Below are 25,341 nucleotides of genomic sequence, written 5' to 3'. Positions count from 1 at the left end.
ATAACGAGACTATAGATTTTTTAATAAATATAAAACAGAGTCTTTTTTTGACCCAAATCTTTGATTTTAGATGCTAAGTTGTTTAATGAGCACCACTCATAATCAACATTATAAGTAATTATAGAGTTTTAACAAAGCTTAGAATACAAGAGGCAATTAAAGAGCTCGTTACACCTAAACTAATAGCTAATAGACTTGAAAGTACTAGAGCTAATACTGGATGCTTTTTCACCCATCCTAGGATTCTGAAATATAGATCTTTTCTGATTCTTTTTATTTCTTTTTTTGAAGAGTCTATATATGATTTTGACACTCTTTCATTACTTAATTTTACTTGGCATTCATTGCAAATAATTGGTTTATGGCACGAAGCAATAAGGTCTGTTTTTATGCCATTCATGTCAAATAAACAACCTCGAGTTTCGTCGTGTGTATACCCAGTTACTTCACCAAAATCTGGAATCTTATCTCCGGCACGACGATACAATAAGGTGTAAGCATAAAGAATACGGTAAATTACGTTTTCTAAAGGGATATTTGAGTGCTCTAGAATTTCTTTGATTTCATTAAAAGTAAATACAACTTGATTATTGCCTAATCTTCGAGAGTACCAATTATTTTCAATTGGCACATTAACAATAGCGATCATGAAGTCCCCATTAAAATTCATAGGTAATTGCTCTTTTACAAGCCGATCAGAAAACTCCCAGTTATAACCGTCAGAATCACAGTTAAGAGTAAAACTATCAAAATCTTCTACTATTTCAAAGGTAGAAGATTTCCACTTTTTGATTTTCGCAGTACTGAAATTTAAAGGCATATGCCCAATAGTTAGTAACTTAATTTTGACTTTGCTCATGAGCTTCCTTGAAAAGCAGATTAGCGGGAGCCTACCTTACAAGGTAGAGATTTATAAAAAACGATTTTACTTTAAATAATTGATAAGCATATTAAATCATGCGACTAGAAAAATAAACTGAATGTATACGAACGGCTGTTTCTCATTCATAACTGCCATTGAAGTTCTGTGTGATGTTCTCATTCCAATCACTATTTCTTGCATATCAGCCATTTTTAATTTAGCCTAATTTAGTGAATTCACTCCCCACTTTGCAAACTAGTTTACATATACCCCTCATATAGTTAGCACGCCAAAATAGCCCCATGAGCAAAGCAAAATCATTGCCTGTGTGGGTGTTGGCTGAATACATAGTTGCTGCAAATACGCGAGAAGAAAAACAAGCGATTGCGGCATTATGTGAGCCACGATATTTACAGTTGCTACGTAATAGTGTGAAAGCGCTGTTAGCCAAAAAGCGTGCTGCTAAACCACCCAAAACTGTGCCTTTTTGCTTTGTGCAAGTTAAAAACAAACTTAAGCACAGGTCTGAATGATGGAAAAACTAGAACAACAATTAAAACAGCACGAAGGGTGTGTGACCACGGTTTATCTTTGCTCCGAGAATAAACAAACCATTGGCTACGGCCGAAATTTAGAAGACAGAGGCATAACAGAAGACGAAGCCCTGTATTTACTGCGCAATGATATAACCGCGTTTACAAAACAAGTAACAAGCAATATCGACATATCAAAGTGTAACCCCGCCCGTAAAGCCGTACTCATAAACATGGCGTTTAACCTCGGTATTGCTGGGCTACTCAATTTCAAAAAAACCATCGCAGCAGTTGAAGCCGGGAAATGGGAAACCGCCGCAATTGAAATGCTCAACAGCCGCTGGGCCTCACAAGTAGGTAGCCGCGCTGACGAACTGGCCGAACAAATGGCAAGCGGGGAGTGGCAGCTATGACCCCAGAGCAAGAGAACCAACTATTTCAATCAATCGGCCAAATTCAAGCGACACAAACCGCGATTTTAAAAGAAGTCACCGACATTAAAACCGACCTAACCAAACGCGTTGACGGCTTAGAAGCCCGTGTTGAAAAGGTTGAAACCCATGTAACCAATAACCGCGTCAAAATAGCAGGCTTTGGTGGTGGTGCGGGTCTAATTGTGGCCATGGCTGTTGAGCTGTTAAAGGCTGGAGGCAGTTAGTATGGCTCACAGTTTTGATACCAAACTTGCAGTACGTCACAGCTATGTAAACGAGCTATTGGCTCTTTCAGTCGCAGCAATAAAACATAGTGTTGCCGATGGTACTGCTCGACGCTGGAAAGCGGAAGCAAAAGCTGATGGCGACGACTGGGATCTAGCCCGCGCAGCTGCTCGCAAAGCCACTGGACCTGCTGGCGAGTTTACTCAGGACTTTATTGAGGAGTACACGATCCAAACCAGCGAAACATTCGCTTTATTGAGAGACCCTGACAACGGGTTATCCCTAACTGAAAGAGTTAAGGTGTTAACTCAGCTTAGTGATACATACAGTAAAGTGATGGGTCTTGGCGGTGGTAACAAAAAAGTCGAAAAACGTACCACTGCAGCAGAAGTTTTGAAAAAACTCGCTCAATTTGTATCGTCTCATCACCCTGACTTTAGCCCTGCACTTGTACAAATCCTTCACGCTTTTGGCCCACGTTTAGACAAAGAGCTAGACGACTAATGGCGGATATGAATTCAAGAGAGTTTTTAAAAGAACTCGACGACATAGCAGCCACACTGCGCCGCGACATCGAAGCCAAAGAGCGTAATATTGACCCAAGCCCCGAGGCAATTTCAGCGCGAAGAAAACGGGTGCTAAACGGCGATTTTGAGTTTTTTGTGTATACGTATTTTCCCCACCATATGTGGTTGGATGACGACCAAAAGGCAAGTGAGTTTCAAGATTACTTTATGAAGTGGTTTCCCAATGCCATTGCGTTGCCCAATGGCTGGAAGAACTGGTTTGTGGCCCCACGAGGCGAGGGTAAAAGTACCTTAGCGGTAAAAATAGCCCCGCTTTATATCGCTGTTTTAGCCTTATTACAAGACGATGAAGTATGCGAAGAACTAGGCATTGAAAAGCCTAATCTATTTATCGACTTTGTGATTTTGTTTGGCGCTGAAACCAAGATGCCCGCAAAAACATTAGAGGTGGTTAAGACCGAGCTGCTTAACAATAACAACTTGTCGTTAGACTTTCCTGAAGTGTGTGCAGCATCCAACACGTGGAAAATTGGCGAGTTTGTAACAGCACAGGGCGTTAGGTTTGAAGGGCGTGGCGCAGACCAAGCAGTAAGGGGTGCATTCCATGGCGCAAGCAGGCCAAAACTGCTTTTATCAGACGATATTCTAACAGACAAAGAAGCCAAATCAGCCACCGAACGAGACACACGTTGGCGCTTTTTAGAGGCGGGCGTGCAATACCTTGGGCCGCCCGATGGCTCTGTGAAATTCTTAGGCGTAAACACCGTACTCAACAATGACGACCCTATATCAAGGGCTGAATCTGCACCTGGTCATATCGTGCATAAGTTTAAAGCCATTGCCCAATTTCCTGAGCGTATGGACTTATGGGAGCAATGCCGTGAGCTGATGCTGCATAAAGACAAAGACTTTGAAAAGCGTGAGGCCAAAAAAGGCAATGCAGTTGCCACCCATGATAAACCCAGCTTTAAGTTTTGGCTGAAACATAAAAAGCAAATGAGCAAAGGATCACAAACCAGCTGGCCCAGTGTGCGAACACTGTACGATTTGATGTGTATGTGGGCCGCAAACAAGCGCGAATTCAACCGAGAAATGCAGGGCATTGCTAAAAGCGATGAAGAGCAAATATTTTTCCAATTTGAATTTTGGGTCAACCGCTTAAACACATGGATCCCCTACGGCGCTTGTGATCCAAGTATGGGTAAAACGGCCAGTGCCGACCCCAGTGCTTTGTTGGTTGGTTTTTACTGCAGAGAACTGCAAAAGCTGCACGTAGAGCATGAGAGCCGCAAAGTTCGTGGAGCCAGTAAGTTACTGAATGATTTGATACGCATGCAGCGTGAGTTTAACTGCTTAGTGTGGGGGTTTGAGAACAACACCGCGTTTGAATACATGCGCCAAGACTATATAAAACGCGGCCTTGATCAGAATGTTGCATTACCTCTTAGAGGCGTGACAGCCACCGTGGCACAAGAAGAACGAATAGAAGCCCTTGAGCCTTTTGTAACCAATACCCCAGCGCAAATTGCACTGCATACTAAATGCCGATTACTTCAAGACGAGTTAGAAAACTGGCCCGATAAACAAAGCATGCACCACTACGATTTGAGCTGCGCGCTTTCTATTTTGTGGATGATTTCAAGCACTGGCGCGGGTGGTTTACCCAAGCCTCGCAGTACCAAAGTAATTCAGAATATTGAGGGCTACCATGTCTAAGCCGCATTTAAGCTACAAGAACTATAGAAAACTACAAAAGCTATTCAACATGAGCGCAACCGACCCCAACACGTTTGCCATGATGACGGAGTTGCCCAACCCTGATCCAGTGCTACGCAAAGCAGGTAAAAGCGCGCTGATTTATGATGAGATAACGCGCGACCCCCATGTAATTGGTGAACTGCGTTCACTACGCTCAGGTATGTTTGCATTCAATGCAGAGCTGGTACCAGGCGGTGATGATGCAGCAAGCCAGAAAAGCTATGAGTTAGCAAAGCAACTGTTTGCACGTAGGCCCCGTGTAAATACTCAGTGGCTAGACCTAGATTGGCACAATTACAGCGCCATTTTGCACGGCTATTCGGTTACGCATTTAGGCAAGTATGAAAAGGCCAATAATCAATGGTTGCCATCGAGCATCGACAGCTGGCCCACCAGTCGTTTTGTGTTTAATTCAGATCACGAACTCCTTGTGAAAACCAAAGAAAACCCGCAAGGCGAACGCACTGATCACGCCCGTTGGACCTGCGTTCGACATATGCCCAGCAGTAAAAACCCTTACGGTATTCCGCTATTAAGCAGTTGCTTTTGGCCATGGACGTTTAAGCATGGCGGTTTTAAGTTTTTTGTACAGTTGTGTGAGCGTTTTGGGGTGCCATTTCCTATAGGCAAACACCCCGTTGGTACACCTGATGGGCAAATAGAAGAGCTCATGAACGGGCTAGTAAAGCTCATTAGTGACGGTGTGGCGGTTATACCTGACGACACATCTATGGAAATATTAGAAAGCAAAATGAGCGGCGAGCCCGTGCAGCTGCAGCTTATTAATTTATGTAACTCAGAAATGAGCAAAGCGCTCACCAGCCAAACCTTAGCAACAGAACAAAAGCAAGGCGGAGCAAGGGCTGCCAGTGAAACCCATGCTAAACGCGCGGGTGAAAACCAACGAGCTGATAGGGCGCTTGTATCTGGGTATAGAAATCAAATTTTAGAAGCCATTCACCAAATAAACTTTGATGGTGGTGAACCCCCTAAATACATTTGGCGTGACAAAAAAGACATCAACTTAGATGCGGTCAGCGTAGTACGTGAAAGCGCAAAGCTGGTGCCAGTCACCGAGGATCACGCTTATAACACGCTGGGTATTCCCAAGCCCCAAGCCGGCCAGAAAATATTAGAAGTACAGGACGATGGCGCAGGTATTGCCAGTGCTGCAAAACAAGATTTTGCGGCCAATGATAATACAGATACCGACGTGTCTACATTCGATGAGTTCGATAAAGCAACCAGCGACCAAATTGAACAGATTTGGCAGTTTGCACAGCAAGCCGAGTCGCTCACCGAGTTACAAAACAGCATTAAAAACACATTCCCTGGCATAACCGATAACGCACTCGCTGAAGTTGCAGCTTCAGCGTTTGAGCTTGAGTTTTTGCAAGGGATGAATGAAGCCAACCAACAGGAAATTCCAAATGACTAACGAACAAAAAAGCATTGTTGTGATCACAAAAAAAGGTAAAGACGAAAGCAAGCGCAAGGCCAGTGCAACACTCGCTGAGTTGGCCCTAAAAGGCTGGGAATATAAAACACAAATTGAAAATGCGCAAAAACAAGTAAAGCAAATTAACAGTGAGATTTTAAAGAAATTAGAGGTTGGTCAAGCATTGGTTATTGAAGGTGTAGGGCGCTGCACACCGACGCAAGCTGAGCGGTATTCAATCTCTGACTTAGAAGAACTGAAAACACTTCTAGGCCCTCGTTTTAAAGACCTGACAACACAATCTGTTTCATATACAGCGAGCGCAAAGCTTAAAGAAATGGCTTGTGATGAGGACTATGCAAAACACGCAGAACTACAAGCCTGTTTTAGTATTTCACAGTCTTTAAGTGCCCGTTGGACGGGTGAAAAAACCAAAAAAGACAGCAAAGCCGCGTAATGATTTAAACCACATGTATACGCGGGCAAGCCCCGCGTTTAGGGGGGAGTTCGATTATGAAAGTCGATGACAGCACATTAATACAAAAAATATGGACGCTACAATTATCGAATTTGGTGACAGGTGCTTTATTTAGATATGTAGGCAATAGGTATGGCGTTGTTGAGGATAATGATTTTTGGCTTAGAGCGGGTTCAATTCATAGGACTCAAAGACACAAGATAACGGATTCTATTGGCAAGCAACAAATCCTCAAACGACTTAGAAAGCTTGTAGAAACAGGGCATTTAAATAGTGATTATCACGAGCATATGTTTTTCATCAACACTAAGCAGGCTAAAGATGCGTTTGAACATGCCCGAGACTTCTGGCTGAAAAATGGGGTACCTACGGGTTATAAAGGTGGTCGTGCATTGTGTGCTTCAATAGAAAATTTTGAGCATCTGAAAGATGAATGTTTAAAGTCTCTAAACAGTAAATTTAGGTCGGTATGTTGGCATGATCTTGAAGTAAATATTCAAAAAGCTAAACAGAGGTAGTTATGGCAATAAGTAATGAAAACAACTCTATGGAGTGCACATAATGGACCCAATAACCATAGCCCTTGGAATAGCAAAACTCACTGGATTAGACGATAAAATTGGTCGTTGGATTGGTGGCGATAACGGCGCTGATGTGGCCACAAAACTGGTTGATATGGCGCAAACACTCACGGGTGTGCAAGATACCGAAACCGTGATTGATAAAATGAGTAAAAGCACTGAACTGCAATATCAATTTCGTACAGCGCTGCTTAACAAAGAACAGCATTTAGAAGAAATCGCTTTTAAGAATGTAAACAGTGCACGCGATATGCAAAAAACGGCACTTGAACAAGATGATAACGAGTCAAAGCGCTTTATCTATAAATTTTCGTGGTTTTGGGCGGTCAGTTCGTCTTTATATATAGCAGCGGTAACGTTTATAGAAATACCAGCCGGATCAGAACGGTTTGCTGATACTGCACTGGGCTTTATTTTAGCGACGGCACTGGGTGGCATGTTTAACTTTTTCTATGGGTCAAGCCAAGGGTCAAAGCATAAAACCAATAGCTTATTAAGCAAATTTAAGTAGGGCACTTATGCCAGTTTCTCCCAAATATGGTCGACTCATAAAGTTTGACGAAGCCATTTCCCACTTTAAGCAGAAGATCCAAATACCCACTGAGTCATACAAAGATTTACGGGGCCATATCCATGCGCGCGCATTTACTGTTGCAGGCGCAACGAATACCGAATTACTTGGTGATTTACACAAGGCTGTGACGCATGCCATAGAAGATGGAGAAACGTTAGCAGCATTTAGAAAACGCTTTGATGACATTGTTGCTAAGCATGGTTGGTCATATAACGGTAAACGAGGCTGGCGAACTAAAACGATTTATCGTAATAACAAAAATACGGCACGAGCAGCTGGCCGTTGGGAACAACAGCAACGGGTAAAAGCGCGTCGGCCATATTTATTATATTTAACGGCGGGTGATCAACGCGTAAGGCCGCAACATGGCAAGTGGAATTACATTTTATTGCCAATTGAACATAATTTCTGGGATACCCATTATCCGCCAAATGGTTGGCTGTGCCGGTGCAAGGTTGTAAACCTGAGTGAGGCCGAGATAAAACGCCAAGGTTTAACGGTGACGCCAGAAAACGCATTAAAAGAACACACTAAATATTTTACCGAGGTAGACGCTAACACAGGTGAAGAATTACAACGTTTGCCAGGCATTGATTTGGGCTGGGACTATAATCCAGGTAAAGCATGGCTTGGTGGTGACATATCAGCGGGCAAAACACTCTATAAGCAAGACAAACACATTAGAGATGTGTTGATCCCAAAGTTCAATGATGCGGTGAATGCTGGCGAGTCACATTTTAAAAAACACATAGCAACAACAGCTGCTAAACAAGCTTTAGGACGAGAGTTAGATGATGGTGCAAAATTGATAGTCGGGCACTTGAATAACAATGCGGTTGATAAAGTTATTGCCAAGTCTGCTTTAGATCACAGTACTTTGGTGGTCATTGATGACGCGATGATAAGTGTGTCGTTGGCGGCAATTGGATTTGAACAAACAGCGAACTTAATGCAGTTAATTCAGCAAGCAAGTTCAGCGACCTATAATCAAAGTGTGTTAAAGCTAACAACTGACAGTGCGCTGATCACAATTCAAGTGATGGCTGATTTTAATCGTGTGGTTGCCGTAGAGAAACTTTAAACGGTATTAAAACTGGGTTTAAACGTTATTTAAACTCGCTTTAAACACGTTTTAAAGTGAACGATTGTGATCTAATTCTAAACGTATAATGAGCAGGAATGATCGTGGAATGAGTCAAAATGAGCGGGTTTTGTCTAAAAACAAACGTAATTTGATTTGTGGTGATTTTAAGGCTAGGATATGTGAAGTCCTTAGTTAATAGGGGCTTCAGAGCAATCAAATCTAAAATATCACTTCCTCATTAAATCTAGAAATGAACGACCCCTTACAGTTAGTCTAGGCGAAGTCCTTAGTTAATAGGGGCTCCAGAGCAATCAAATCTAAAATATCACTTCCTCATTAAATCTAGAAATGAACGACCCCTTACATCAATTCTAAAATATTACTTCATCATTAAATCTAGAAATGAACGACCCCTTACATCAATATGCGGGAAATGAGGTAATTTAACATAATATAAATTATAGGTTATCTTTGCTTATTATAATATGCTGGTATTTTGATTTTTATTAAGCGAATGATTTACTTATTAAATGTCCAATACTAGACAGTATCGGACATTGTGGTAGGATACACCATTTATATCATTTATGGCTTCTTACTGTAATCCATCTCTAATGGTGCTGGTCCTTTATATGGTCCGATCAACTGTTCTAGTTGTAACCGGAAACGCTCCACCATGTCACGCTTTAGCATAAATCGATGAAAGTCGGCTGGTGATGTGTTGTAGTGCTGAACCGATTTATAACCGCCTGGAGATTTAACATCCATACGTACTGGAAATTGTAACCATTTACTTTGAAACTCTTTAGATATCATCCAGTTTAGGTATAATTTTGCAGCCGCTTTATTCTTCGCATTTCTCGGAATTGCAGCAACTTGAAACCAAGTTAAAAAATAGTCTTCTTTAGGTAAAATAAGGCGCGTGTCACTGTTTGGCCAAGGTACAAACGCCCAAGATGTTGTAAAGCTGGCACCGTACCAACCATTGCTGATCGCGACATACGGCATAGAAGTTCCACGTACCCAAGTCGGGTTTGTTGCAACCAGCTTTTCTAAATACTCCCACCCATACTGCTCTTTTAGATTCCAAAATTGATATAGCACAGCATCATCAGTATGTGGATAGGTTAAAATGACCTTTCCTTTTAATGCGGGATTTAAATAATCCAAAGCATCACGAGGAGCTTCATCTTCTGCAATAATTTTGTTGTTGAATACATTGGTAAATGCCACACCGAATAAGCCAACCCAATGTCCATGAGGATCTTTATAGTCCGGATATATTTTCTCCCAATTTTTGGGTTTATATGATTCAAGTAATCCCCGCTCGCTGTAATAGTCAAAATCATGTAATGTTTGAAGCTGTATTACATCAGGGATATTTATATCTGCTGAGCTTTCTAGTGCATTATCATAGCGAGATGCATGGTAAAAACTTAAGTCAACACTGTGCGTCAATTTAATCTTTGGAAAACGCTTTTTGAACATATCTAGATAATAATCTGCTTGATCATCCTTATCCCCCCCAGCTCGAAGCATCAGTTGACCGCCCTCCTTAACCGCTTCTGCATATAGCTCATCTAATGATCGTGTTTCTATCGTGCTCGCTAATACATTTGGCATTATGAGTATTAAGGTGATTAAAGTCGCAATTAGTCTTTTCATTGTGTTCTTCCTATGAGCTTAGTAATCTAAATATAATCGGGAGTATTCAACGTAGTTCCATGCATTGAACCCTCTACTGCTGGGGAGTTAAGTGAACACAATTGCGTTATTGATAGCTCAATTCGTAAACCCGGGCGATGGCGGTACTATGAAGGTGAATTAGAAAAACACGTTAATGTTATGGGTCAAGTAGAAGTTAACTACGGTAATATCGCAGCTGATTATTCAGCCGATGCTCTCGGCATTGCATTTTTGCCTGATTTCTTAGTACGACGTTACTTGAATACTGGTAAGTTAATACCGATATTGGAGTCATTTCAAATGCCTTCAGCGCCAGTTTCACTCGTCTATCCAGCTAATCGGATAAAAAATCCTGCATTAAGTGAATTGGTACGGTACTTAATTAATAATGCTCCTTAGTTATTACGATACATTCCAACTTTGGGGAACATTCTACGGCTTCAATCGAGAAATATAATATCGGACATTAAATTGGTTACTACATTACTGATACATGTAATTTAGTGTAATCATAGTAAAAGTTATTGAGCTTGATAAATCCATGGATTAGTATGAACGCAGATGTAAAAAAGAAGTCTCTTTATATGGAATTTGTAAAACCACTTGAACCAATTTTAATTGTTGATGATGTAAAAGAAATTAGAGAGTACCTATGTGAGATTTTATCTAACCTTGGGTTCGAAGAAATTTTAGAATCAAAAGATTTTGATTCTGCAAAACCTCTGTTAGCAAGTAAAGAGCCCGGCGTTGTCTTTTTAGACATCGAACTACCGGATACAGACGGTACTCGAATTTTAGAATTTGTGAACGATAACTACCCTAACACGCATGTAATTATGTGCTCTGGTCACAATAGCCTTGAAAATGTTCAAAATACTTGGGAACTGGGCGCGAAAGGATTTATTGCTAAGCCGTTTAATGCTAAAAAAGTAGACACTGTTTTAAAACGATTAGAATTAATTACATGAATCAATTTGTCACCCCAATATTGGGTGCGTTATCTCACATAATTTATGGTAAAGACGAGCAGATAAAGCATGCTGTGTGTAGCTTACTTTGTAAAGGCCATTTATTAATTGAAGATTTACCTGGAATGGGTAAGACTACATTGTCACATGGGTTAGCTAATGTATTAGGGCTTAGCTATCAACGGGTTCAATTTACCAGTGATTTATTGCCTGCTGATATTACAGGTTCTGCTATTTTTAATACTTCCGAGCATTCATTTACGTTTCATCCTGGACCGATATTTAGCCAAGTGATGCTCGCTGACGAGATTAACCGAGCAAGCCCAAAAACTCAAAGTGCATTATTAGAAGCAATGGAAGAGCGACAAGTAACGGTTGATGGTGAAAGCCATGCATTACCTAGCCCTTTCTTTGTGATTGCTACGCAAAACCCATTGCACCAGTCGGGCACGCATCCCCTGCCTGAATCACAGTTAGATCGATTTTTCATGCGGATCAGTCTCGGGTACCCAAATGAAGACGCCGAGAAAAAACTTATTTTAGGCATTAAAGACAGTATTGATACACAATTGCACCAAGTGATCAGTGAAGAACAGCTTACTCACCTTCAGTTGCAGGTTACTTGTGTGAAATTGGCCGAGCCTGTTGTTGAGTATATTCTGGCTCTCGTGCGCTTTACGCGAGAGAGTGGTTTGTTTGCAGATCCGCTTTCACCCCGTGCGAGTATCGCTTTAGGTGCTGCGACTAAAGCGTGGGCGTTAATGCAAGGGCGAGAATATGCAACCCCTGATGATGTGCAAGCTGTATTTGGGCCGGTTGCAGCACACAGATTGAATCTTTCATGTAATGAACAAGAAAAGGTCATATCAAGTATTATAGAGCAAGTATTGGTTCCTGTTTAATGCCGCCCTTATTTCAAAATTTACTTGATAAGATTTTAAGCAAAAAACACCAGTGCGAAAGTATCGTTTTTAAGCATGACTCTATCTACGTTGTACCTTCTAAAGGGGGCTTTGGCTTTTTAAGTATTGCGCTATTAAATTTTATACTTGGCATTAACTACCAGAATAACCTGATATTGGCAGTGTCTTACATCATGGTTATATTACTCGTTGTTTCCCTAATATATGGCTATTTAAACTTCAAAGGTCTTGGCTTAAGGCTTATTCACGCACAAGCTGATCATGCTGGAGGCAAAACGGATGCGGTGTTTGAATTAATAACGGATAAAAACCGATTTGATATCTCGATTCATCATATCAAGACAGGTGCAATTACTATATGTGATTTTTTATCGCAAACGAGCATAACCAATAGCAATTTAAAACTCCCTCGTGGCGTACATCTTATTGGGAAGTTTAAAGTCTTTAGCCACTACCCGTTTGGCCTTGTTCGAGTATGGAGTTATCTAATTTCTCAGCAGAAGATCTATGTCTATCCTGCGCCTTTAAATGCCAATACTGATATGTCTTCGATTGAAACAAATAATGGAGCAAAGCAAAACCTTCTCGTTGCAGATAGCAATGATGAATTTAAAGAGCTTACTAATTATCAAAAGGGAATGAGTTTACATCAAGTATCTTGGCGTCATTATGCAAAGAATCAAGAAATGCTGGTGAAGAACTATGTCGGGGAACAAAGGGCCAGTGTTGGGTTTGATTTTAATTTGTTAACTGGTACCGTCGAAGAAAGATTGAGTAAATTGTGTTTTTTAGTGTTACAGGCAACTGAAAATCATCAACCGTTCGCAATGAAGTTGCCTAATAGGGTTCTTGATAGTGGGTCTGGGCGCCAACATTGCCAAGTTAGCTTGGAGATCTTAAGTGAATACTAAACTAATGACTGTGACAGTAATCTACTTCTTTATGAGTATGCTATTGATATCAGAATTAGGGATCCCGTTTACTACACTCATTGGGTCATTAGCCATTTGGCACCTTTTTCTATGGAAATACAAAACCACCTCTCCATCAAATACTGCGCTTAATGTGCTTGCCGTTATTGGAATGGTTATATTATTGCTTTCGATTGGAGTAGATAATTCCGTATCGCTGTTTGTCTCTTTAATGGTGTTAGCTTGCCAACTGAAAGTAATACAGGCACAGAGTCAACGGCAATTTCAGCAGATCACAACGCTAAATTTTTTTACAATCCCTTGTTTATTTCTTTTCTCACAAAGCTTATACACGACCTTGATTGTGCTATGCTCACTGGGAATAAACTTGGGGTTAATGATAGCCCTTTCACATAGACAACCACTTTTATACGCAAGCAAAGATGCTTTTAAGAAACTTATTCTGATTTTACCAATCAGTGCACTATTGGTTATCTTCTTACCTAAGTTACCAGCATTTTGGCAATTACCTGGGCCTAGTTTAGCTAAAACAGGGCTATCTGAAGACGTCAACCCTTTTAACATCGCACAGTTGTCTCAATCGGATGAACTTGCCTTTAGGGCAATTATTGATGATGAACAACGTTTCAATTCGCCTTTTTATTGGCGCGCAATTATCCACGACAAATATGATGGCGCATCTTGGTTGAAATCTAACCAACAAAATATTCCACTACGAACCAATGTAAATGTGTCGGGTGCTGGATATCGGGTGATTGCAGAATCAAGCAACCAGCCATGGCTGTTCTCACTTGGCACGAGCGTTAGTTACACGGGTGGCGTATCGCGTAACCAGTTTGGTACGCTTTTTCGCTCAAACTCGATGTCAAACAATTTTGAGTATCAAGCGTTTTCATACCAACAAAATTTAATTGAACTTACTCGCTGGGAGTATAGAAAAAATACTCAATTTCCCAATCAGCTGAATAAACGTGCACAAACGCTGGCTCGACAGTGGGATACGCAATCAAGCACAACAGCTGAATTTATTAAGCTTATGAAACAATATTTCATAAGTAATAACTATCGTTATACGCTAACGCCTGCAGCAATGACGAATGAAAGTACCATAGATGAGTTTTTGTTTGAACAAAAAGCGGGGTTTTGTGGGCATTATGCGTCTTCTGTTGCGATGATGATGCGCAGTGTAGGCATCCCTACTCGTCTTGTTTCTGGCTACTTAGGGGGAGAATATAGTGTAAAAAATAATTACTATAGCGTATACCAATATGATGCGCATGCATGGGTAGAATACTACACACCAGGACAAGGTTGGCAAGCAATAGACCCAACTGCCTGGGTTTCGCCTGAACGGCTCCTAGGATCTTTATCGCAGCACTCATCATTATCAGCGGAGTTTCAAGCAAATTTAGGGATCAGTTTAGTCGCATTTACAGGTATTCCTGGTGTGCAATGGTTAAGGCTTAAATTAGAAGAATACGACTATCAATGGACAAGATGGGTATTGAACTTTGATGAAAGTAAACAGCGTTCATTCTTAGAAAAGGTGTTTGGGAAAAGCGGTAGATCGTTATCTGGTGTGGTGGCTATCATTTTCGTAACGTTCATTCTTATAGCCGTATATTGGTATATGCAGCGCCCGAGTAAAGTAAATAAGCCTACTGCTGTGGTATTGTTTGAAAGGCTAAGTAAAATAAGCAAATATTCAAATCTAAATATGAGCCCCTATCAACTGATTGAAGCGCTAAAACACAGTTACCCTGAGCAGGAAGTTGAATTAGAGCAGTTTTATCAAGACTTTTCTTCTTTTCGCTACCAAGGAAAATCATTCAGTAAGACACAGCGAATATCAGCACTTAAGCTGATAAAATCAATAAAAAGAAAAACAAAGAGAGATTTATGAATGCAGTAATAATAGGTGTTTTGCTTATGCTTACACTGTCTTTAGTGAGAGTTAATGTAATTGTTGCAATGACCGTTAGCGCGATGGTTGCTGGGTTATCGGCAGGATTAGACTTATCTACCACACTCAATGCCTTTAACGACGGCTTATCTGGTGGTGCTGAAATTGCTTTGAGTTATGCTATGCTCGGTGGCTTTGCGGTTGCTATCTCGAAATCAGGGTTAACGCAAATTCTCGCCCAAAAATTATTAACAAAGGTTGAAGGTGCAAAAGATAATCATACAAAAGCCTTAAGTTTTATGATTATGGCCATAATACTTGGTTGTGCTATTGCGTCACAAAACCTGGTTCCAGTTCACATTGCTTTTATTCCAATTCTTATCCCCCCCCTACTCGTTATTTTGAACAAACTAACGTTAGATAGAAGAGCTATCGCGTGTATTTTAACATTTGGACTTGCCACCTCCTACATGGTATTGCCCTACGGATTTGGCGGTATTTATCTTTACTCAATTTTACATAAAAACCTCGCCGATAATGGCTTAGAGATCGTTAGCACACAAGTCCCTTCCGCAATGGTGATACCAGCAGTAGGTATGCTTGTAGGATTATGTGTTGCATTATTATTCAGCTACAGAGCAAAACGAATATATAAGAATGAAAGCATGCCTTCTACTCCTGTATTAACGGCAATAGAGAACCCAAAGAAGGTGGTGATCATTGGTAGTATCGCTGTAATTTGCTCACTAATCGCGCAAAATATCAGTGGTTCAATGATACTCGGGGGTCTTGTTGGCGTCATGATGTTTAGCGTATTTGGCATTGTAAAGTGGGAGCAAAGCTCAGACGTTTTTAGCAAAGGTGTTGCTATGATGGCAATGATTGGGTTTATTATGATTTCTGCTCAAGGGTTTGCATCGGTTATGAAAGCAACGGGAGATGTGGCTAGTTTAGTTGCTACTAGTGCTGACTTTATAGGTGATAATAAGCCACTCGCAGCAGCGATGATACTCGTTGTTGGATTATTAATAACGATGGGGATTGGTAGTTCATTTTCTACAGTGCCTATTATTGCCACTCTTTTTGTGCCTCTGTGCTTAGAAGTGGGTTTTTCAGCTATGGCAACCGCTGCGCTAGTCGGAACGGCTGGTGCTTTAGGTGATGCAGGCTCTCCTGCATCAGATTCAACATTGGGTCCAACTTCAGGGTTAAACGCAGACGGTCAGCATGATCATATATGGGACTCAGTTGTACCAACGTTTATTCACTTTAATATTCCACTGCTTATTTTTGGTTGGATAGCCGCTATGGTTTTATAAAATACGCTGCTAAATGCGTCTCAAAATGCAAAAAAGAAACGAGCTTTTTTACGAGATGTCGTTTCTTTTTACATAATCTATTGATTTAAATATCATTAAAGTTTCACAAACACGTCAACAAAACTTAGCCTAAATATTGCTCTATTACCCTTAGATAAAATAATATTCTTGATAGGATTTAATTATGGCTTTTAATATTTCGGTTGTGGGTTTAGGGTATGTTGGTTTAGCAAATGCGTTACTTTTGTCTCAACATAATAATGTCTGTGCATTAGAGACAAACCCAGATAGAGTAAACTTGATTAACCAAAAAAAGTCTCCAATTCAAGACTCTGAGATAGCGCACTTTTTATCAAAAAATAGTACTGAGATTTTTGCCACCAGTGACCCATTCCTGGCACTAGAGAACGCAGATTATATAGTTATTGCCACGCCCACTGACTATGATCCCCAAACTAATTACTTTAATACATCGAGCGTGGAAGGTGTGATAGCGCAAGCTCAAGAGATTTCACCACAGGCGACCATTATCATTAAATCTACCGTCCCGGTGGGATTTACTGAGCAAATGAAACAGAGATATCAAACTAACAACATTGTATTCTCTCCTGAATTTTTAAGAGAAGGGAAAGCCTTATATGATAATTTATACCCATCGCGGATAATTCTGGGAGCTTTAACTGAACAGGCACAAACTTTTGCCAACTTGCTTAAGCAAGGGGCACACACAGACGACGTTGAAATTCTCTTAACGCATTCAACAGAAGCTGAAGCAATTAAACTGTTTTCGAATACTTACCTTGCCATGCGGGTGGCCTTTTTTAACGAACTTGATACTTATTGCGAAGCAAAATCATTAAACACCAAGGAAATTATTGACGGAGTAAGTTTAGATCCACGTATTGGAGGGCATTACAACAATCCATCTTTCGGCTATGGTGGGTATTGTTTACCAAAAGATACCAAGCAATTACTTGCCAACTTCAATGGTGTGCCAAATGATATGATCTCTGCGGTTGTATCGGCGAATGATACACGTAAAAAATATATAGCAGAGTCAATTATGGCCAAGGCGCCTAAAAAAATTGGGGTTTATCGGCTGATCATGAAAGCAGACTCTGACAACTTTAGGGAATCTGCCATTCTAGATGTGATATCTCATTTGCGCCAAGTCGGTGCTGGCGTAACTGTTTATGAGCCTAAGCTTGAAAAGCCGCTTTCTGATGACTTTTCTCTATGTAATAACTTAAACATATTTAAGTCAGAATGTGATTTAATTATCACTAATCGCGACGTCGATGAGCTAAGTGATATTGCTGATAAATTATATACCCGTGACTTGTTTCACAAAGATTAATATTTTCTGGCAGGTCGATGTGATTATTGGCCTGCCTCGTTTATTATTTGTGATTTAACCCATTCAATAAAAACCAAAATTCTTTCGTGCTTAGGAGAGCGCTTATCGTATACAAAATAACGCTCGACTTTATTAGGGTGTGGCAATGGCAATGCAATACCAAGCGCACCTGACTCAATATGATTTTGACACAAATAATCAACAATCAGTGCAATGCTGTTACTATTTAGGATAGCAGTCAGAGCCATATCAGTGCTGCTAACAGACGTATATATTGTATTTTCGCTAACCTCACTAATACCATGATGCTCTGCCCATTCTAACCAGTCATATGGACTGGAGCTTCCAATTTTAATAAGGGGATGACCTAAAATCTCTGCACACTTTTTATTTTTTAACCCATCTAGTGTACTCGCAGAGCAGACAGGGTGAACTGTTCCATCACCAAAATGGAGGCACTCATATTCTTTGGGAGTTTTCTGCCTCACATTAGTTCCAAACCGTATAGCCAAATCAATATGCTGTGTTATTAAGTCGTCAAACCCAGTGGAAGACTGAATATTGATAGTTATCTCAGGGTGTAATTTTGAAAACAAATGCAATCGTGGCATTAACCAAATTGCAGAGAAAGCTTGAGTCGATGATACAGTTAATGGTCCAGCAAGTGGTTGCTTAGAGAGGGTATATAATGACTCACTCAGCACTGATAGTGCATTGTTTGTTGCTAAAAATAAGACTTTTCCACTTTGCGTCAGCAACATACTTTTTCCTTTTCGAGTAAAAAGTTGCTGCCCCAGTAAACTTTGTAGTTGCCGCATCTGCTGGCTAACAGCCGCTTGTGAAATACATAGCTGATCCGCAGCTAAACTATAGCTGGCGTGATGTGCAGCAGCATTAAAAGTACGTAGTAGGTTTAAATTATTCAGCACTTTATGCAATGGGTTGTCGCCTATAGATCAGCTTTTTAATATAAGGAGAGCTTATATTACTGTCGCAGTATTATCGTTTGTATAAACAATACTGTCAACGCATACTGGCCACATCAAGTAAATATAAACGGAACTATTACTATGTTAGTCAACACTTTTAGAGCATTGCATACAACATCAACGCCTTTACTTCTTGCCAATGTTTGGGACGTGCCCAGTGCAAAAATTTCACAAAAAAATGGCTTTAAAGCAATAGGAACATCTAGCGCAGCCCTTGCTGCTACATTGGGATATGAAGATGGTGAAGAGTTACCCTTTTCAGAGTTACTTTTTATGATAGATAAAATTGCCTCGGCAGTTTCAATCCCTTTGACAGTCGATATTGAAGCCGGTTACAGCGATGTTCCTGAAAAAACCTTTGAACATATAAGATCGCTGGTGAAGCTTGGGGTTGTTGGTATTAATATTGAAGACAGTAAAGTGTTAGACGGCGAACGTGCATTAATAAACGCCGATAAGTTCACCTGTTTTTTGTCTGAGATTAAAGACCATCTTAATAAAACTAATATAGACGTGTTCATTAATGTGAGAATTGATACGTTTTTACTTAATGTTAAGAATACGATAGCTGAAACTAAAAATAGAATTACGCAATACCAAGCTGCGGGGGCTGATGGCATATTCATTCCATGCATAACCAATGACACTGACATAAAAGCGGCCGTGAGTCATACCCATTTACCTGTTAATGTAATGTGTATGCCTGAATTAACCAACTTTACTGACTTGACTGACCTTGGCGTTAGCCGGATCAGTATGGGGAATTTTATACACCAGCAGCAGCTTCAGAACTTTGAGAATATCCTTATAGATATAAAAGCAACAGACTCTTTTAGCACTCTTTTTTAGCTGTTCTCGTTAAAGAGTTAATTGCACTGCTTAACTCCGAAAACTTTATTGGTTTCGTCAGCACCTTATTCATACCGGCATTCAAGCAATTGATTTTGTCGGTTTGCCCGGCATTGGCCGTCAAAGCAAATATTGGCACATCCAGCGACATTTCTTCTCGTATATATTTAGTCGCTGTCAACCCGTCCATGACCGGCATCATCATGTCCATTAAGACAAGATCAAACTGTTTCGCTTTAATAGCATTTAGCGCTTCGGAACCTGTTTCTGTTAGCGTTACACTGTGATTTAACTTTTTCAAAAGGGCTTCTATCAATACTTGGTTCGGTTTATTATCTTCCGCTACTAAAATGTTTAGAGGTTGCTGTATTTGCTCTTGCTTACTTGTAACGGGTGTCACGTTAACGGCTTTAACTGGAAGAGTAACCGTGAATGTTGTGCCTACACCTAATAAGCTGTGGCAATTTATAGTCCCTTGCATCAGCTCAATCAGTTTTTTGGTAATACTCAGCCCTAGCCCTACGCCCTGCTGCTTTCGCTTTACACTGTCACTTACCTGACTAAAGGGCTTAAATAAACGATTTAGATCTTGCTCAGCTATACCAATCCCAGTATCTGATATTTTAATTGTTAACAGATTATGCTCTCTACTTATGTGTAAATTTACACGTCCGTGGCTGGTAAACTTAAATGCATTCCCCAATAAGTTAAATAAAATCTGCCCTAACCGTGTGCTGTCTCCCTCAATAATATCTGGAACTGATTTATCAATGATTTGTTCAAAAACGAGCTTTCCAGGCGCTGTATGTGCCTCAAACTGAGCTGAAATACTCTGAATAAGTTCTTTTAGATTAAACTCACTGTTATCTAAACTCAGAGTGCCTGATTCAATTTTAGAAAAGTCTAATACATCTGATATCAAACCTAGCAATAAATTCGCGCTGCTTTGTGCATATGAAAGCCACTCTTTTTGCTGCTCTGTAAGCGCAGTGTCATTGAGCAGTTCTACCATTCCAAGTATTGCATTCATTGGCGTGCGTATTTCGTGAGACATCACCGCTAAGAACTGAGATTTTGCCGAGTTAGCACTTTCTGCTTTTTCTTTTGCTTGCTTATATGCTATTTCTCTGTCTTTTGCGTAGGTGATATCCTTAGCGATACCCATATAACCGTTGAATTCACCTATGGAGGTAAACTGAGCTTTTCCACTCAAAGATATCCATAGATGGCGTTGACTGTCTAACTCAAACTCGAATTCAAAAAAATCTCCATGTTGGGTTAATATGTGCTGAAATTGAGCCCACTTTCGCAAGTGCTCCATTTCATTATCAGATCGTAACTTTAACGCTGACTTTCCTATAAAAAACTGACTATATAAATCATCATGGGGTGCTAATTCATCCACGCACGTAAATATGTTCTCGGTATCTGTTCGCCAAAACCACTCGGATGCTAGTTCTTTAAATAAATCAGCTCGCTCAGTCATGTTCGCAATAAGTGATAATAAACTACTGGTTCTAGAATGTGACTTTTGTAGTTGATCTGCTTTTAAATACACTTGTTCTAGCAAAGTTATAAAATTAAGATCATTAGTGTAGGTATCAGAGGGTGGATTAAGTAGACCAGTGAATAGAATAATACCTTGGCCACATAATTCAGATAACTTAAAAACTAAACTATTATTTAACCCAGATAACACCGTTTTACTGATTGAAGTTTGATCATACTCACTAACGGCATGAGGTATAAATTGTTCATTTTCTGATATTCCTTGTGCGAATAAATCAACATACTCATACCAACTTTCATCATTGAACAAAATGCTAGAAGTCGCAATGGTACGATAAGCGCCTTTGCTCCTAGATGCTAATACAACACAAGCTTGATATGAAAACAACTCAGCCATAGCCCTGTCAATTTCACTATATAACTGCTCAAAATCATTGCTCGAATTTATTTTTATTAAGGTTCGCTGTAACTTACTTGGGCTTATCAAACTTCCATTTTGCATATTGTAGAACACCATGATTTTAAATTGCTTTGCACTTTGCAAAGATAGTTCTATATCGCATTTATTTCAAATTATATTTAGATACATTTATTTAAATTCAACAGCTTAATCATTATTTAAAGTTGGAATAAAACCTGCTTTTTCATAACTAGTTAAAAAATATCAGTTTGGAGATAACATGAAAATAGTATGTTTAGGCGGCGGTCATGGGTTAGCACAAGTACTTTCAGCAATAAGACCTTTATGTAGTGATTTAACAGCGGTTGTTGCCACTACCGATAACGGAGGAAGTACCGGCCGACTCAGAGAATCTCAAGAATGTGTTGCTTTAGGTGATATTCGTAGGTGCTGCTTACAGTTAACCGATAAACAATCACTTATACATTCAATATTTGAGCATCGTTTTGATGGCGGTGAGTTGGATGGGCATAGTTTAGGTAATCTGACGCTGCTAGGTTTGATGCAGCTTACAGACTCTCCAACAGAAGCGGTTGCTTGGTTTAATGCAATGCTGGGGAATGCTGAAACAATTTTACCTATGTCTGATTCAGCAACCGACTTAGTGGCAACCTATGCAAACGGCGAACAGGTCGTAGGTGAATGTGAAATAGACGCATTGACGGAACTGCCTGATGCGATTGGTCTATCAAAATCAGTTCGTGCAGCTAAGGGCGCAGTTGATGCAATTACCAACGCAGACTTAGTTTTAATTGGGCCTGGTAGTATTATATCGAGTGTAATGCCACCACTATTAGTTAAAGAAATTGGTGATGCGATTGAAAATACCGCTGCATGTAGAATTTTTATTGAAAATATTGCAGAAGAAAATAGCGTTGCTCGGTCTCTTAAAGGAGAAACGATCATCGACTGGATGCAAGAAAAGCTAGGTTATCAATTCTGTGATTTAAGTATTTCTCCACAGGCAATCGAAGAAATAGTTGTGCACTGTGACGAGCTAAATGATACTCAGAGTACGCAGCATAACATAGAGCAGCTAAGCCATGTTTTCTCTCAGTTGCTAAAACTGCCACTTAGCACTAAGGTTAACTCAACATGTACCATTAATTAACTTGTATGCATCAGTAAACGTGACGGTACTTTGCTGATGAGCAGCTGCAATCAAAGCAGTAACTTCATCACAAACACCGACAGTTTTTATCTGATGCTCAATTTTTTCACATAGTTCGGCTAATTGCAGAGCACCATAACTTCGACTACTGCTTTTTAAACTATGTGCTGTAATTTGAAGTAGGTCGCAGTCATTCGATGTAGTCAGCCTTTTTATTAAAACTTGCGACTCACTTAAATAAACACCTAAAAGTTGTGCGGCTAGCTCTTCGCCAACATCAACTTGGAGTTGAGAATAGGTCGTTAAATCTATCATGTATACCCCTGGAGTTAGATATGAAATATGACGTTGTATTATTTGTTGATTCTTCAATATTCGGTGGTATTGAGTCTCACTTAGTAGAGCTTGCAAAATTATTACAGCGCAAAGGCGTTATATGCAAAGTCCTATTTTACCAAAACCACGATAACCAACTATTTTACAATAAGCTAGAATCTAACAATATTCAATTTGAATTTTTAAATGGCTCCATTTCAAGTTTAAAATCGGCATTTGCGAGTTTTTCAAATGACACCGTAGTTCACACCCATGGGTACAAAGCCGGTATATTGGGCAGACTAATGTGTAAGTATCTAAAAGTACGTTGTATCAGCACTTACCACGCAGGGGAAACGGGTCAAGGAATGGTTAGGCTTTATAACATTTTGGATAAATTAACCGCACGACTTTCTATTAATTTCGCTGTATCAAAACGAATTAAATACCAGTTAAAAGAGGCGGAAGTACTCGACAACTTTATTGAAACTACCCCATTGGCAGTCACAAGCTCTACTTATCACAGCGCGAACAAGCTAAAAGTAGGTTTTGTTGGGCGGTTTTCATACGAAAAAGGCCCAGACAGGTTCATTGAAGTTGCAAACCACATGGTCAAACAAAACATGTTCGAGTGGCATATGTTTGGTGATGGAGATATGCAGAAAACACTTGATATACCAGAACATGTTGTTTGTCATGGAGTGGTCCCATCTGAAAAAATTTGGAAAAATATTGATGTGTTATGCGTAACCTCGAGACAAGAAGGATTACCAATGGCTATTTTAGAAGCAATGAATCATGGCGTTATGGTCATTAGCTTAGATGTAGGTGCTGTTTCAAACGTCATTACAAACAACCTAAGTGGCTGGGTCATGCCGACCTATGATGTTGATCTATTAACAAGAAAAATTGAAGAAATAACGAAAATCGCCCCAGAAAATTTGATTATGATGAAACAATATGCACATAGCATTGTGGCTCAAAGATTCTCGGGCCATGCACAGTGGACACTTTTACATGAAGCGTACTCAGGTCAATGCCCATCCCGCATATAATCATTATGCCTGTGCGTCTTCCCAACCCTTGATTTTACGATAAATTGTAGAAGGGCTAACATCTAACAAGGCTGCTGCTTTTGGAATATTGCTTTGGCAAAGGGCTATCGCTTGCTCTATATACCGCTTTTCTATAACCCATAGTGGTTCAATATCTTGCATCGATCCCAACGTCGTTCGCCGTTCTAAATTTGAATCATCAACGTTTCTAGTAGTTGGTACTAACGGAGCCACATTAGGGGCCGATTGCACCAAAGGTAGAGCATTGGTGTTTTGCGAACTCAGTAAAGCAGGCACCATATCCAGATCAATCCATTCATCTGGGTTGAGCACTAAGGTATTACGTACGGTGTTCTCCAATTGGCGAACATTACCAGGCCATGTGTAATCTAAAAAAGCCCGCTTAACAGCGTCAGAAATACCTTTATAGGGATGTGATTCTTCTTTACTAATTTTTAAGAATAACGCCTCAGCAATTTCAATGATATCTCTTCCCCTCTCTCGTAAAGGGGGTAAATTTATCGGGATCACGTGAAGACGATAATAAAGATCTTCTCTAAATCGACCCGCTTGTACCTCTAGTAATGGATCCCTATTTGTGGCACAAACAAAACGAACATCTACCTTAGTTTCTTTTTCACTTCCAACTTGTTGATAACAGCCCGTTTGTATAAAGCGAAGAAGTTTGCTTTGCAAATTTATATCCATTTCACAGAGTTCGTCTAGAAATAAAGTCCCTCCATTCGCTTGACCAGCAGCCCCTTCTCTATTTGCTATTGCACCTGTAAATGCCCCTTTTAAATGCCCGAATATTTCGCTTTCTATTAAGTCTTTAGGGATTGCGGCACAGTTGAGAGCGATAAAGGGTTTACTGGCCCGAGGTGATGCTTGATGTACCGCTTTTGCACATAGCTCTTTACCTGTCCCGCTTTCTCCGGTTATAAATACGGTTGCTTTACTGGTTGCTGCTGAATTAATGATTTGATAAACGGATTGCATGGCGCGAGAACTGCCTATTAAGTCAAAAAAGCGTCCGTTCTCATATGTTGCTTGATATTTTTCGACCGTACTTTTTAGGTCTTTTAACTTCAGAGCATTATTTATTGTGATCCTAAAGCGGTCAGCTTCTATGGGTTTTTCTAAAAAGTCATTGGCGCCAAGCTTTATGGCTTGTATTGCCATTTCTTTAGTCGCATGCCCCGTTAGTACTATAACTTGCGGCTGATCATCACCTTGTAAAGAAGAAAGAATATCCAGCCCATTCATATCTGGTAGCATGACATCTAGTAGAATAAGATCAGGCGTAAATTCAGCAATGGTAGCCAAAGCATCTGCACCTGTGGCTGCAACCCGTGTTGTCATCCCTGTTGGGATTAAATACGACTGGTACATCAAAGCCAGAGACTCTGTATCTTCAACTATTAGAATTTTTGGCGGCATAGGCAACTTCCTTCTTTTTATGCTTATGAAT

At 40.2% G+C, this 25,341-nt stretch carries 26 protein-coding genes; 20 read left to right on the top strand and 6 right to left on the bottom strand.

The genetic code is table 11. The features are described from left to right. Positions 1-118: 118 nt before the first annotated feature. Complete coding sequence (locus PAUR_RS09740; RefSeq protein ID WP_192507567.1) at positions 119-859, bottom strand: hypothetical protein; 741 nt, start codon at positions 857-859, stop codon at positions 119-121. 305 nt (positions 860-1,164) lie between these two features. Between PAUR_RS09740 and PAUR_RS09735 the strand changes: the two genes are divergently transcribed. From PAUR_RS09735 to PAUR_RS09690, 10 genes are read left to right on the top strand one after another with little or no spacing between them, the layout of a single operon-like run. Beyond that, positions 1,165-1,395 carry a hypothetical protein gene (locus PAUR_RS09735; protein ID WP_192507566.1) on the top strand — a complete coding sequence of 77 codons (231 nt, stop codon included), beginning with the start codon at positions 1,165-1,167 and terminating at the stop codon, positions 1,393-1,395. After that, positions 1,392-1,808 carry a glycoside hydrolase family protein gene (locus PAUR_RS09730; protein WP_225738332.1) on the top strand — a complete coding sequence of 139 codons (417 nt, stop codon included), beginning with the start codon at positions 1,392-1,394 and terminating at the stop codon, positions 1,806-1,808. The genes PAUR_RS09735 and PAUR_RS09730 overlap by 4 nt, the downstream gene beginning before the upstream one ends. Next, positions 1,805-2,053: a hypothetical protein gene (locus PAUR_RS09725; protein WP_192507565.1), complete on the top strand. Its 249-nt coding sequence runs from the start codon at positions 1,805-1,807 to the stop codon at positions 2,051-2,053. Before PAUR_RS09730 ends, PAUR_RS09725 begins: the two co-directional genes overlap by 4 nt. Before the next feature lies 1 nt (position 2,054). Beyond that, positions 2,055-2,558 (top strand): DUF1804 family protein, encoded by a 504-nt coding sequence (locus tag PAUR_RS09720; protein WP_192507564.1) that lies wholly within the window; start codon positions 2,055-2,057, stop codon positions 2,556-2,558. After that, positions 2,558-4,297: a hypothetical protein gene (locus tag PAUR_RS09715; protein ID WP_192507563.1), complete on the top strand. Its 1,740-nt coding sequence runs from the start codon at positions 2,558-2,560 to the stop codon at positions 4,295-4,297. Before PAUR_RS09720 ends, PAUR_RS09715 begins: the two co-directional genes overlap by 1 nt. Next, positions 4,290-5,777: a phage portal protein family protein gene (locus PAUR_RS09710; RefSeq protein ID WP_192507562.1), complete on the top strand. Its 1,488-nt coding sequence runs from the start codon at positions 4,290-4,292 to the stop codon at positions 5,775-5,777. Before PAUR_RS09715 ends, PAUR_RS09710 begins: the two co-directional genes overlap by 8 nt. Continuing rightward, the gene (locus PAUR_RS09705) at positions 5,770-6,234 is read left to right on the top strand and encodes a hypothetical protein (RefSeq protein ID WP_192507561.1); all 465 of its coding nucleotides are present in this window, start codon (positions 5,770-5,772) and stop codon (positions 6,232-6,234) included. Before PAUR_RS09710 ends, PAUR_RS09705 begins: the two co-directional genes overlap by 8 nt. 56 nt (positions 6,235-6,290) lie before the next feature. Further along, positions 6,291-6,773, top strand: coding sequence for a hypothetical protein (locus tag PAUR_RS09700; protein WP_192507560.1), 483 nt, complete (start codon positions 6,291-6,293; stop codon positions 6,771-6,773). A 43-nt stretch (positions 6,774-6,816) separates the two neighbouring features. Then, a complete protein-coding gene (locus PAUR_RS09695; RefSeq protein ID WP_192507559.1) occupies positions 6,817-7,347 on the top strand; it encodes a hypothetical protein in 531 nt (176 codons plus the stop codon). A 7-nt stretch (positions 7,348-7,354) separates the two neighbouring features. Further along, complete coding sequence (locus PAUR_RS09690; RefSeq protein WP_192507558.1) at positions 7,355-8,491, top strand: phage head morphogenesis protein; 1,137 nt, start codon at positions 7,355-7,357, stop codon at positions 8,489-8,491. A gap of 588 nt (positions 8,492-9,079) precedes the next feature. Here PAUR_RS09690 and PAUR_RS09685 read toward each other — a convergent pair. Next, entirely contained in the window at positions 9,080-10,159 is a 1,080-nt protein-coding gene (locus PAUR_RS09685; protein ID WP_225738331.1) for an ABC transporter substrate-binding protein, read from the bottom strand. 63 nt (positions 10,160-10,222) lie between these two features. On the opposite strand from PAUR_RS09685, the gene PAUR_RS09680 reads away from it, so the two are divergent. From PAUR_RS09680 to PAUR_RS09650, 7 genes are all read left to right on the top strand, one after another. Continuing rightward, positions 10,223-10,579, top strand: coding sequence for a LysR substrate-binding domain-containing protein (locus PAUR_RS09680; RefSeq protein ID WP_192508549.1), 357 nt, complete (start codon positions 10,223-10,225; stop codon positions 10,577-10,579). A 185-nt stretch (positions 10,580-10,764) separates the two neighbouring features. Further along, entirely contained in the window at positions 10,765-11,148 is a 384-nt protein-coding gene (locus PAUR_RS09675) for a response regulator (protein WP_192508548.1), read from the top strand. Continuing rightward, positions 11,145-12,050, top strand: a complete 906-nt coding sequence (locus tag PAUR_RS09670; RefSeq protein ID WP_192507557.1) for an AAA family ATPase — start codon at positions 11,145-11,147, stop codon at positions 12,048-12,050. Before PAUR_RS09675 ends, PAUR_RS09670 begins: the two co-directional genes overlap by 4 nt. Next, entirely contained in the window at positions 12,050-12,982 is a 933-nt protein-coding gene (locus PAUR_RS09665; protein WP_192507556.1) for a DUF58 domain-containing protein, read from the top strand. The genes PAUR_RS09670 and PAUR_RS09665 overlap by 1 nt, the downstream gene beginning before the upstream one ends. Then, on the top strand, positions 12,972-14,906 hold the full coding sequence (locus PAUR_RS09660) for a transglutaminase family protein (protein ID WP_192507555.1): 1,935 nt from the start codon (positions 12,972-12,974) through the stop codon (positions 14,904-14,906). The genes PAUR_RS09665 and PAUR_RS09660 overlap by 11 nt, the downstream gene beginning before the upstream one ends. Next, the gene (locus PAUR_RS09655; RefSeq protein ID WP_192507554.1) at positions 14,903-16,225 is read left to right on the top strand and encodes a Na+/H+ antiporter family protein; all 1,323 of its coding nucleotides are present in this window, start codon (positions 14,903-14,905) and stop codon (positions 16,223-16,225) included. The genes PAUR_RS09660 and PAUR_RS09655 overlap by 4 nt, the downstream gene beginning before the upstream one ends. A 184-nt stretch (positions 16,226-16,409) precedes the next feature. Then, complete coding sequence (locus tag PAUR_RS09650) at positions 16,410-17,582, top strand: nucleotide sugar dehydrogenase (protein WP_192507553.1); 1,173 nt, start codon at positions 16,410-16,412, stop codon at positions 17,580-17,582. 23 nt (positions 17,583-17,605) lie between these two features. On the opposite strand, the gene PAUR_RS09645 is transcribed toward PAUR_RS09650, so the two are convergent. Further along, positions 17,606-18,511, bottom strand: coding sequence for a LysR substrate-binding domain-containing protein (locus PAUR_RS09645; protein ID WP_318782617.1), 906 nt, complete (start codon positions 18,509-18,511; stop codon positions 17,606-17,608). A gap of 141 nt (positions 18,512-18,652) precedes the next feature. Here PAUR_RS09645 and PAUR_RS09640 point away from each other — a divergent pair, with 141 nt between their 5' ends. Further along, positions 18,653-19,420 carry an isocitrate lyase/PEP mutase family protein gene (locus PAUR_RS09640; protein ID WP_192507551.1) on the top strand — a complete coding sequence of 256 codons (768 nt, stop codon included), beginning with the start codon at positions 18,653-18,655 and terminating at the stop codon, positions 19,418-19,420. Here the strand turns inward: PAUR_RS09640 and PAUR_RS09635 are convergent. Continuing rightward, the gene (locus tag PAUR_RS09635) at positions 19,404-21,431 is read right to left on the bottom strand and encodes an ATP-binding protein (RefSeq protein WP_192507550.1); all 2,028 of its coding nucleotides are present in this window, start codon (positions 21,429-21,431) and stop codon (positions 19,404-19,406) included. The genes PAUR_RS09640 and PAUR_RS09635 overlap by 17 nt on opposite strands. 178 nt (positions 21,432-21,609) lie before the next feature. Here PAUR_RS09635 and PAUR_RS09630 point away from each other — a divergent pair, with 178 nt between their 5' ends. Then, positions 21,610-22,500 (top strand): gluconeogenesis factor YvcK family protein, encoded by an 891-nt coding sequence (locus PAUR_RS09630; RefSeq protein ID WP_192507549.1) that lies wholly within the window; start codon positions 21,610-21,612, stop codon positions 22,498-22,500. Here PAUR_RS09630 and PAUR_RS09625 read toward each other — a convergent pair. Then, on the bottom strand, positions 22,480-22,815 hold the full coding sequence (locus PAUR_RS09625) for an Hpt domain-containing protein (RefSeq protein WP_192507548.1): 336 nt from the start codon (positions 22,813-22,815) through the stop codon (positions 22,480-22,482). The genes PAUR_RS09630 and PAUR_RS09625 overlap by 21 nt on opposite strands. Positions 22,816-22,835: 20 nt before the next feature. Between PAUR_RS09625 and PAUR_RS09620 the strand changes: the two genes are divergently transcribed. Next, positions 22,836-23,870, top strand: a complete 1,035-nt coding sequence (locus PAUR_RS09620; protein ID WP_192507547.1) for a glycosyltransferase family 4 protein — start codon at positions 22,836-22,838, stop codon at positions 23,868-23,870. 3 nt (positions 23,871-23,873) lie between these two features. Here PAUR_RS09620 and PAUR_RS09615 read toward each other — a convergent pair whose 3' ends face one another. Then, the gene (locus PAUR_RS09615) at positions 23,874-25,310 is read right to left on the bottom strand and encodes a sigma-54-dependent transcriptional regulator (RefSeq protein WP_192507546.1); all 1,437 of its coding nucleotides are present in this window, start codon (positions 25,308-25,310) and stop codon (positions 23,874-23,876) included. Positions 25,311-25,341 lie beyond the last annotated feature (31 nt).

Origin of the sequence: Pseudoalteromonas aurantia 208, assembly GCF_014858725.1 — a bacterium.
GTDB lineage: Bacteria > Pseudomonadota > Gammaproteobacteria > Enterobacterales > Alteromonadaceae > Pseudoalteromonas > Pseudoalteromonas aurantia.
The sequence above is the reverse complement of the archived record's forward strand: the minus strand, read 5'-3'. Positions and strand labels throughout refer to the sequence as shown.